Source organism: Brevundimonas diminuta, assembly GCF_022654015.1.
Lineage (GTDB): Bacteria > Pseudomonadota > Alphaproteobacteria > Caulobacterales > Caulobacteraceae > Brevundimonas > Brevundimonas diminuta_C.
The window spans coordinates 2,416,499-2,426,515 of the sequence record NZ_CP073063.1 but is presented as its reverse complement, the minus strand read 5'-3'; the positions used below and the strand labels follow the sequence as shown (position 1 = coordinate 2,426,515).

Sequence of the window (10,017 nt, the reverse complement as noted above, 5' to 3'; positions counted from 1 at the left end):
GTGAAGGCGGTGCTCCATCAACGGCTCGACGGAGTGATCGTGCCAACCGCCTCCCGGCACGCCTCTTCGCAGCGGCGGCAGGCCTCGGCGCAGATGCGGCAATGTTCATGCATGTCCGCGTGTTTGTCGCACTCCGCGGCGCAGGCCGCGCAGGTGTCGGCGCAAACCTCGAGCTGGCCCTTGATGACCGCCTCGTTGCTCCCCGTACGGCGCGCGCCGACCGCGCCGGCGGCCGCGCAGACGTCGGCGCAGTCGAGGTTGAGCCGAATGCATTGGACGAGATCGGCGACCATGGCTTCGCCGAGACAGGCGTCGGCGCAGATGCGGCAGGTCGCGGCGCACTCGTAGGCCGCCTCGACGGCGCGGATCAGTGCGTCGTTGGTCGAGCCTTTGACGTGAGGGTGGGCGCTGATCATGGACTGGATATGCATGGGATTCTCCGATGGCGGACTTGGTCAACCCGCCGGAACGGCCGCTGTTCCCCGGTGACCGCGTACGTTGTGAAACGTGAACGGTGTGCATCCCTGAGCGGGCAGCTGGGCCGGGATCAAGGTGTCCGGCCATGTTCCTAAGGGACTATCTGCGGTCGGCAAGCGCCCCATCCTCCACCCGAATACGCCACGCCAGAAGCATAGCGTTCGCGCTGCTCCACGCGACGGCGATCCAGACCTGGCCGACCGCCAGCGGCAGGACGAGGATTTCGAGGGACGCGATCACATATTTTGGGTGACGAGTGAACCGGTAGGGGCCGCGTCTTGGAACTGCAGCGCGACCACGATGGTCACGGCGAGGCCGGCGCAGAATTGGCGGAGCAGTCGCGTCAATACAGGTTTCCTGACCTTCGACCCATACTGGGTGACCCGGACTCGCGCAACGACTCGATCGTCGCACGGGTTTGAAGGCCGTCAGGCTTCCTTGAGCCGACGGGTCACGCCAGCCGCTGCGACCGCCTCCGGAGCGGGTTGTAGATCCAGCCTGTTCGTCAGATCGTTCGGTTGTGGTATCCCGCGTCAGCGAGGTATATCGGCTCGCTTCTCTCGCAAACCAAGCTTTCGGCATTGTCAATACATCTCGAAAGATGTCGTGATCACGCGCTTTTTACATCAGACTATTTCTTCATTGTTTTCAACATTCCTCGATCTATTCGGACTGCGACACGGCGCTGTTGACGCCCATTGGCATAAAGCCCATATGGATCAAATCATTACCAGCGTTCGTGTAATCGAGTGGGGAGTGAGGGGCGGCGGGCATGCGGGTGCGGCCTCTGGCGATTTGGTTGACGCCAGGGCGACATTAGCGGTCGGGTTGGGATAGCGCGAACCCGTAGATCTACGGTGGTGAAGGGTGCCGGAGATGCTCGATCTCTCGTGGGTATTTGGGGTCCGCTTCTGACTCATTGCTGACCTTCCGAAGGTCCGCTTCCGGCGGAATGGAAGTTTGTGTCTAGTGGGACCACACTTTTCGTGTCGCGACCAACACTGAGAAAGAGGGGGATGGGCGGGACGTGGCGATGGCCTTCGCCTCGCAGCTAGATGGTCGCCTTGCACCAGATCGTTTCGATCGAAACTGTACCTACGAGCATCCGATGAATTGGGCACTTGTCGGCGATCTCCAGCAACCGGATCCTCTGTTCCTCCGGTAGCCCAGTCGGCAGAGTGATTGTTCGGGTGAACTGATCCGACGGTGTCGCCCCCAAGTCCCGGGTCAACAAGACCTCGACGGACATGGCGCCCAAGGTCCAGCCTTTCCGGTTGGCGTACAGGCGCAGGGTCTGGGCCGTACAGGAGGCGAGCGCCGCCTGCACCAGCTCGTGAGGGGTCGGACCGAGATCCAGCCCGCCCAGGGCGACGGGTTCGTCGACCACGAAGCGGGCGGGGCCCGCGGTGATCGTCAGTTGTAGGCCGCCGAGACCGGCGTCGGTCGCGATCGAGGGCCGGGAAGCTGCGTCGGTCATGGGAATCCTTCGGCGAAGTTTGGAAAACAGGGACGCCGTCGCCTGCCTTGGCGACGGCGACTACATGAGCATGTTCGACGGCGTCGGATGATCAGGCGTCCGCCAGGACCGCGAGCGCGGCGTCGCGCTCCTCGATCAACTCCTGCACCGAAGCGGCCAGACCGGCGCGCGTGAAGGCGTCGAGCTCCAGACCCGTGACGGGCGCATAGACGCCGTCGCGGCAGGTCGTCGGCACACCGCAGACCAGCCCTTCGGGAATGTCGTACTGGCCGATCGAGGCGACGCCCATCGAAACCCAACGGCCGTTCGAGCCCTGCACCCAGTCGCGCATATGGTTGATGGCGGCGTTGGCGGCCGAGGCCGCCGAGGAGGCGCCGCGGGCTTCCAGCACGGCCGTGCCGCGACGGGCCACCTCAGGGATGAGGGTGTCGCGATACCAGGTCTCGTCGTTGATGAGCCCGGCCAGAGACTGGCCCTCCACGGTCGCATGGCTCCAGTCGGCGAACATGGTCGGGGAGTGATTGCCCCAGACCGCGAGCTTCTCCACGGCATCGACGGGGACGCCCGCGCGGCGCGCGAACTGGGCGGCGGCGCGGTTGTGGTCGAGGCGGATCATCGAGGTGATGGCGCCGGGCGGCAGATCCGGCGCGGACTGGATCGCCACCCAGGCATTGGTGTTCGCCGGATTGCCAACCACCAGAACCTTGACGGAGCGTTTGGCGACCGCGTTCAGGGCCGCGCCCTGGGTCTTGAAGATGGCGGCGTTGGCCGCCAGCAGGTCGCGGCGCTCCATGCCCTTGGCGCGGGGGCGCGACCCGACCAGAAAGGCGGCGTCGATGTCGTCGAAGGCGATAATGGGGTCGTCGGTGGTCTGGATGGAGGTTAGTAGCGGAAAGGCGCAATCGTCCAGCTCCATGACCACGCCCTGGAGCGCCGCCTGAGCCTGAGGCAGGTCGAGGAGGCGAAGATCGATCGGGGTGTCGGGCCCGAACACATCGCCCTGGGCCAGGCGGAACAGCAGGGCGTAGGCGATCTGGCCGGCGGCGCCGGAGACGGCGACCTTGACGGGGGCGTTGGGCATCGGAACCTCAGGATTGCGGGGTTTGAGAAAGGGCTTGGTCGATCGAGGCGGAGACGGCTTCGAGGGTCAGGGCGGTGTCCAGACGTCGGTGCTGGACGAAGAGCGTCGGCGTTCCATTCACCCCGGCGTCGCGGGCACGGGCGACACGGCGCTCCAGGGCCGCGATGGCCTCGGGATCGGTGATGCAGGATTGAAGCCGCGCCTCGCTGATGCCGAACCGCGCCGCGATCCTCAGGAGGGCGTCGCGCGGGCCGCCGCCGTTCGCCCATTCGGACTGGCCGTGCATCAGGGCGTCGATGACCTCGAAATAGCGATCTTCGCCTGCGCACCGCGCCAGCAGAACGCCGGCGGCGGAGAGGTTGGCGGGGCCGGTGATGAATTCGCGATAGATCAGCCGGACCCGCCCGGCGTCGATGTAGCGCCGCCGGAGTTCGGGCAGCACCTCGATGGCGAAGCGGGCGCAGGGGCCGCAGGTGGTCGAGGCGTATTCGATCAGGGTCACGGGCGCGTCAGCCTGGCCCAGCACCATGTCGTCGGCTTCGGCCGCGCGCGGCGCACAGGCGGTGATCAAGGCGCCGACGCCGCCCGCCATGAGGACGCGGCGTGACGGCGTGAAAAGGTCATGAGGCATTGGTGATTCCAGAAAGGACGGAGTGGAGGCGGATCAGCGTGCGCAAGGGATGTCGCGCTTGGCCGCCTCGGCGAGGCAGGGGGCGACGAACAGGTCTCCGCGCCAGGCGCCGCGCACCGTACGGGCGCCGACGATCAGCCACAGCACCAGCAGTGCGGCGACCAGGGCCATGCCGAACAGGTTGAAGGCCGGGATGGGGAGCAGGGTTCCCAGCTTCAGCGTCGCGACAGAGAAGACGCCGAGTGGGAAGGTGTAGCCCCACCAGCCCAGATTGAACGGCAGGCCCTGACGCAAGTAGCGCAGGGTGATCAGCACGGCCATCGCGGCCCACCACAGGCCGTAGGCCCACAGCAGCAGGCCGCCGATCAGGCCGATCCCGCGCGCGGCGTCGCCGTACTGGCCCAGACCGGCGGCGGTGAAGATGGCGGGCGCGGCCTGGCCGAGCACCAGCATGCCGAGCGCGCCCGTGCCGATCGGGCCCAGCGACAGCCAGCTGGAGGCCGCCATACCGGCGTGCGGCAGTTTGTGGATCGCCATGCGGAGCACGAGGATGACCAGGATGCTCATCGCCAGCGGCACGGACAGGGCCCACAGGCCATAGCTGACTACCAGCACCGACAGGGCGGCGTTCGGGTCCGCGAGGTGCGGCGCGATCAGGCCGCCGGTGACGGCCGCGACCTCGGCCGCCACGACCGGCAGCAGCCAGACGGCCGTCATCTGGTCGATGGCGTGCTCCTGGCGGGTGAACATCATGAAGGGGATGCCGATGCCGCAGGCGACGGCAAGGGCCACGTCGATCCACCACAGGGCTTCGGCGACCGGCACGACGCCTTCGCCCCAGCGCGCCAGGCCGAAGGCCATCAGGCCGTTGATGATGGTCGCCAGCCCCATCGGGATGCAGCCGAAGAACATCGACACGACCGAATGGCCGAAGATTCGTCGCGCGCCGTCGAAGAAGAAGATCCAGCGCGCCGCGTAGAGAACGGTGAACAGGGCGAACAGGCCGATGTTGAAAACCCACAGGGCTTCGGCGACGATTTTTACGCCGGGTATGGGGACCGGAAGCTGGTTCAGCGCCAGGGCGAGGATGCCGGTTCCCATGGTGGCGGCGAACCAGTTCGGCGTGAACTGCCGCACGATCTCCCTGGGCGATTGCAGACTCGCCAACGGGCGAAGGCCGAAGGCGACGTCGCGAACGTGAATGTCATGAGCCATGAGAGGTTATCCAGACGAGCGGTCAGCCCGCGGTGAAGCGATAGACGGCGCCGAGCACGACGGCGGTGACCAGAAGGCAGGCGGGCAGGGTCAGCATCTGCAACGCGGCTTCGCGGCCGCTGATCCAGCCCGTGTCGATGATCACGCGACCGGCGAGGCAATCGTTCAAGGAGCGGATGCGCTCGCCCGGCGCAGGCGTATCGGCCAGCAGGCTCATCCCGGTGAGAAGGCCGAAGAACATCAGGCCGAGAACGGTGATGAAGCCCAGGGCGAGCATCGCCTCGCCGTGACCGAACACCAGCCAGAACACGGCCACCATGGCGGCGTAGAGACCCGCGACCGCCTTGACCATTGCGGGGTGAACGCCGGCAAGGCCGACGCCAGGCTGGACCCGGTGCAAGGTCTCGCCGGATTGGGTCGCGGCGATGGGAGAAGGCGGAATGAAAGGCGTCTGCGGTTTTACATTCTCAGGACCGATGGCCTGGCGCCTGGCGACGGACCTGCGGCCTTGGCGCATGGCCGGAGCGGCGAGAAGGGTGGTCATGGCGGCTCTCCTTTCGGAGTGGAGGCCAGTCTTCGGCGCGCTCCTCGACATCCGGGATGCGCCTCTTGGATCATCAGCTCCAACGGATGTTTTAGATAGGTTTGTTCGCTTTGATCGAATGAACGCCCTAGGGGGTGATCAGCGCGGCTGCCCACGCAAAGGCGGCCTGCAGGCCAAGACGATGCTCGGGGGCGGTGTTGATGAACGTCGGGCTCGGGTGTGGCGCGAGACACAGCTCCACTTCAGGCCGCAGGCGGGTCAGCGTCGGAGCCGCCATCGCGGCGACGCGGCCGCACAATACCGCGGCCCTGAGGCGATGAAGCGGGGTGACCAGTCCCTCTAGCGTGGCCAGGCCGGAGGCGATCTCCTGTCTTGTCAGCGGTCGCGCGGACCCCGAGCGAAGCCAGGGGACCGTGTTCCAAAGGACGATGCGGCGGCGGTCGAGCCCCGCTGCTTCCATCGCGCGCTTCAGGTTGCGCGCGGTGCCCGTGGGATTGTCGATGGAGACGAGGCGATCCGCTTGCGGTCCCGGGGCCGGTGTCTCCAGAAGCACAAGGATTTCCGCCTCGTCTCCACCGTCGAGGGGGTCGAACTTCGGCGTACCTTGTTGAGCGCCCACGCCCCTATCCAGAGCTCTCAGGAATCCGTTCAGTCCCTCGAGATGCGTGTGAGGCGGCGCGCGGTCATTCACCAGTGAAGGCCAGACACCGCCTTGACGAGCCGACGCGCTCAATGGCGTGACGCCGTCAGGGACGCCAGGAACACCTCGCCCGCCTTTGAGCGATAGCGCTGCTTGTGCCGCAGGAGCCAGAACGGGCGGTCGGGCAAGGTCAGGGGCAGGGCGGCGAGGATGCCGGCGCGCAGGCGCGCGGCGACGACATTGCGCGACACGACCGTCGCTCCCGCACCGGCCTCGACGGCGGCGGCGACCGCCTCATTCCCGGGCAAGGTCATGGCCACGTCCAGAGCGTCGATGGCCAGCCCGCGCTGATTGAGGGCCGTCTCAAAAGCCGACCGGGTGCCGGAGCCGGGCTCGCGCAACACCCAGGTCATTTGCTTCAGGTCCGGCGGCCCGGCGCCGTCCTGGGCGGCGGGGTGGTCGGCCGCCACGACCAGCACCAGTTCGTCGTGATCCAGAACCGAACGGCTCAACGCCGGCTCGTTCAGTTCGCCCTCGACCAGACCCAGTTCAGCGCAGCCCTCCAGGACAGCGTCGGCCACCTCGCGCGTATTGCCGATCGAGACCTCGATGCGGATGCCGGGATGAGCCTGATGAAACCGGGTCAGTCGGGCGGGAAGCCACCAGCCGGCGATGGTCTGGCTGGCGTGGATCGACAGTCGTCCGCGTTTCAGGCCGCCCAGGTCGTCGAGCGCGTCCTGCGCCGCCTCGACACGGGCGAGGATCGCCTTGGCCTCGACGAGGAAGGTTGCGCCCGCCTCGTTCAGGACGATGTTGCGGCCAACGCGGTCGAACAGGGCGACGCCGTGGCGGCCCTCCAGCGTCGTCACCGCCGAGCTGACCGCCGACTGGGTCAGGTTCAGGGCCTCGGCGGCGCGGGTTACGTGCTGGCGCTCGGCGACGGCGACGAAGATGCGGAGCTGGTCCAGGGTCATGGGACAATCCTAACCCACGAAGCGGCGACTTCGACAGGGAACGTTCGGCGACGGCGAACGTTCCGAGCGGAACATCGCGTTGGTCGTCCGGGACGATCGCCTGCAGGATCGGATCATGACCCACGCCCCACCCTCCCGATGGATCAGAACCGGCGTCCTGGCGCTTGGCTCGGCGACTGCCGGTGCCGCAGTTATGGCCTTCGCACAGATGCCCGGCTCGGACTTCGATGCGGCGATGGCCGAGGCGATGGAGCGGATGCACCGCGACATGGCGGTAGAATCCACCGGCGACCCAGACGTGGACTTCGCCGCCATGATGATCCCGCATCATCAGGGCGCCATCGACATGGCGCGCGTCGAGCTTCTGTACGGGCAGGACGAGACCATGAAGCGTCTGGCCCAGGGGATCATCATTGAACAGACCCAGGAAATCGCCCTGATGCGCGACTACCTGACCCGCCATTCTGATGCGCCGACGCCGACCGGCGGCGCGACCTCGACCCATCACGGACACGGATCATGACCCTGACAGCCCGCGCCATCGCCGCCCTTGTTCTCAGCCTGTCCGCCGGACACGCCTTGGCCGATCAGGTTCCGGGCGCGGCGGCGGCGCCCGCCATCCCGATCAGCAGCCAGGATCGGTTCTATTCGGCCGACCAGTTCTCCAACACCGTCTCGGTGGTCGATCCCTCGACCAACGGCCTGCTGGGGGTGATTTCCCTCGGCGAACCGACTCCGGCCAACCTCAGCCCGCTCTACAAGGGCCAGTTGCTGGTCCACGGCATCGGCGCGGCGCCGGACGGCAAGACGATCGCCGTGGTCTCGATCGGGTCCAACTCGGTCAGCTTCATCGACACGGCCAGCAACACCGTCAAACATACCACCTATGTCGGGCGCTCTCCGCACGAGGCCTTCTTCACGCCGGACGGCCGCGAGGTCTGGGTCACGGTGCGGGGCGAGGCCTATGTTTCGGTGCTGGACGCCGCGACCTATCAGGAGACCGCCCGGGTCGAGACGCCCAACGGGCCGGGCATGACCATCTTCTCGCCGGACGGCCGCTACGCCTACATCTGCTCCAGCTTCAGTCCCGAGACGGTGGTAGTCGAGACCGCGACCCGTCAGATCGTCGGTCGGGTGGCCCAGGCCAGTCCGTTCTGCCCCGACATCGCCGCCACGCCCGATGGAAGCCAGGTCTGGATGACGCTGAAGGACGTGGGCAAGACCATGGTTTTCAACGCCCGTCCGCCGTTCGCTGTCCTACAGACGCTCGACACCGGCCCCTTGACCAACCACGTCAACATCGTGCGCAACGCGGCGGGCCAGTTCGCCTATGTGACCGTCGGGACCGAGAACCGGGTCAAGGTCTATCGCACCGACACCTTCACGCTCGTGACGGAGATCGAGGTGGGGTCGCTGCCGCACGGTCTGTGGCCCTCCGGCGACGGCTCGCGGATTTACGTCGGGCTGGAGAATGGCGACGGCGTGGCGGTCATCGACACCCTGGCCAACCGCGTGATCGCCACCGTGCCGATCGGTCAGGGACCGCAAGGGGTCACCTATGTGCCGCGTGCGGTCACTCAGGGTGACGGCAGGGCCAACCTCACGCCCCTGGGCGCAGCTCGCGCCTCGCATCAACTCGTTCTGACGGGCGAGGGCGACACCCGGTCCCAGGCGACCTTGTTCGAGCAGGGGCAGGTCCAGATGCTGCAGATCGCCGCCGCAGGCCTCCAACCCGGCAAGCCCTATGTCCTCGCCTTCGCCAATGCGGCGGACGGATCGGGGACGCTCGAGCCTCTGACGAAGTTCATGACCAATCCGGCTGGGTCTGCGGTCGTCAACGCCGTGGGCCCGATCCGTCAGGTGGTCGCCGCCGACGCCGGCGCACCCCGCCGTTGGCTGGTCATCGCCTCGGGCACGCCCGAGGCGATCGGCGCGGTCGTCCAGAGACAGTCGGAATAGGACCGGCCGCCATGCGGATCGACAAGTTCGTCCATAGCTGCCTGCGCCTGACGATCGGTGCAGATCGACTGCTCTTCGATCCGGGCAAGTTTTCGTTCGTCGACGGACGGGTCGATCCTGCTGTCTTTTCGGATGTCTCGACGATCGTCCTGACGCATGGCCATCCCGACCACATCGACCCTGACGCTCTGGCCAGGATCGTGCAGGCGAGTGGCGCGACACTCGTCGGCAACGGCGAGGTCGCCGACAAGCTCGGCGAGAAGGGGCTGTCGGTCACGGTGTTCGAGGAGGGCGAACGGACCTTCGGCGCGTTCCGGCTGCAGGCTCAGCCGGTCGCGCATGAGCCCATCCTGTCGGACGAGAGCCCGCAACTGACAGCCTTCCTCGTCAACGACGTTTTCCTCAACCCGGGCGACAGTTTCGACAGCCGTCTGGATCGGTTCGCGGGCGTGGAGGTGCTGGCCCTTCCGGTGATGGCGCCTTACCTGACCGAGCTCACTGTCCATGCGTTCGCCAAACGGATGAAGCCAAAATCGGTCGTCCCGGTCCATGACGGCTACGCTCGCGACTATTTCCTCAGGCAGCGTTACGACGTCTACGAGCCCTATCTGGACAAGGCCGGGATCAAACTGCACCGGCCGATGGCGCCCGGAGACGGGTTCGACGTCTCTGACCATGACTGACGCAGTCTGCACCTCCACCGGTTTCGCGCGATTGCGATCGCGATAAAATGGCGGCGGCTCGGCGTGGTAACTCAGGTGAATGTCGCCTTTGCGCGGTGACTGTCATGTCCGCTCATGGCGCGAAGCTGGCTTTGCGCTTCGCTGTGGTGGCAGGAGTGGTCACCGAGGCCCCGACGTGCCACTCGTCCCGGTGGGAAGGCAGGCGGCCATGGGGATCGCAACTTTGGGAGCGGACGGCAGCATCGATGTTCTCGAAGCCAGCACGCCGGAGAAGCGGAGCGCGCCGGGGAATAGTTGTTCAACGCCGACCGAGCGCTCACGCGCTCGGTCGGCGTG

Annotated in this window: 12 protein-coding genes; 3 read left to right on the top strand and 9 right to left on the bottom strand. The window is 66.7% G+C overall.

Translation table 11 applies throughout. The features are described 5' to 3' along the window. Positions 1-17: 17 nt before the first annotated feature. The 9 genes from KAK88_RS12090 to KAK88_RS12055 form a co-directional block, all read right to left on the bottom strand. Positions 18-431 carry a ferredoxin gene (locus KAK88_RS12090; protein ID WP_066551057.1) on the bottom strand — a complete coding sequence of 138 codons (414 nt, stop codon included), beginning with the start codon at positions 429-431 and terminating at the stop codon, positions 18-20. A gap of 145 nt (positions 432-576) precedes the next feature. Further along, the gene (locus tag KAK88_RS16160; protein WP_082854041.1) at positions 577-1,059 is read right to left on the bottom strand and encodes an isoprenylcysteine carboxylmethyltransferase family protein; all 483 of its coding nucleotides are present in this window, start codon (positions 1,057-1,059) and stop codon (positions 577-579) included. A 469-nt stretch (positions 1,060-1,528) separates the two neighbouring features. Beyond that, complete coding sequence (locus tag KAK88_RS12085) at positions 1,529-1,954, bottom strand: OsmC family protein (RefSeq protein ID WP_055808285.1); 426 nt, start codon at positions 1,952-1,954, stop codon at positions 1,529-1,531. Positions 1,955-2,045: 91 nt separating this feature from the next. Then, entirely contained in the window at positions 2,046-3,035 is a 990-nt protein-coding gene (locus tag KAK88_RS12080) for a malate dehydrogenase (RefSeq protein WP_066550122.1), read from the bottom strand. 7 nt (positions 3,036-3,042) lie between these two features. Next, positions 3,043-3,666: a DsbA family protein gene (locus KAK88_RS12075; protein ID WP_082503531.1), complete on the bottom strand. Its 624-nt coding sequence runs from the start codon at positions 3,664-3,666 to the stop codon at positions 3,043-3,045. Positions 3,667-3,699: 33 nt separating this feature from the next. Then, a complete protein-coding gene (locus tag KAK88_RS12070) occupies positions 3,700-4,881 on the bottom strand; it encodes a TDT family transporter (protein WP_055808292.1) in 1,182 nt (393 codons plus the stop codon). 22 nt (positions 4,882-4,903) lie between these two features. After that, entirely contained in the window at positions 4,904-5,425 is a 522-nt protein-coding gene (locus KAK88_RS12065) for a hypothetical protein (RefSeq protein WP_242076808.1), read from the bottom strand. Positions 5,426-5,552: 127 nt separating this feature from the next. Then, positions 5,553-6,044 (bottom strand): uracil-DNA glycosylase, encoded by a 492-nt coding sequence (locus tag KAK88_RS12060; RefSeq protein WP_162237593.1) that lies wholly within the window; start codon positions 6,042-6,044, stop codon positions 5,553-5,555. Positions 6,045-6,154: 110 nt separating this feature from the next. Then, the gene (locus KAK88_RS12055; RefSeq protein WP_055808299.1) at positions 6,155-7,039 is read right to left on the bottom strand and encodes a LysR substrate-binding domain-containing protein; all 885 of its coding nucleotides are present in this window, start codon (positions 7,037-7,039) and stop codon (positions 6,155-6,157) included. A 115-nt stretch (positions 7,040-7,154) separates the two neighbouring features. Between KAK88_RS12055 and copM the strand changes: the two genes are divergently transcribed. From copM to KAK88_RS12040, 3 genes are read left to right on the top strand one after another with little or no spacing between them, the layout of a single operon-like run. Next, positions 7,155-7,562, top strand: a complete 408-nt coding sequence (gene copM / locus KAK88_RS12050) for a CopM family metallochaperone (protein ID WP_055808492.1) — start codon at positions 7,155-7,157, stop codon at positions 7,560-7,562. Continuing rightward, entirely contained in the window at positions 7,559-8,998 is a 1,440-nt protein-coding gene (locus tag KAK88_RS12045; RefSeq protein ID WP_055808301.1) for a YncE family protein, read from the top strand. The genes copM and KAK88_RS12045 overlap by 4 nt, the downstream gene beginning before the upstream one ends. 11 nt (positions 8,999-9,009) lie before the next feature. Continuing rightward, positions 9,010-9,681 carry an MBL fold metallo-hydrolase gene (locus KAK88_RS12040; protein WP_055808303.1) on the top strand — a complete coding sequence of 224 codons (672 nt, stop codon included), beginning with the start codon at positions 9,010-9,012 and terminating at the stop codon, positions 9,679-9,681. Positions 9,682-10,017 lie beyond the last annotated feature (336 nt).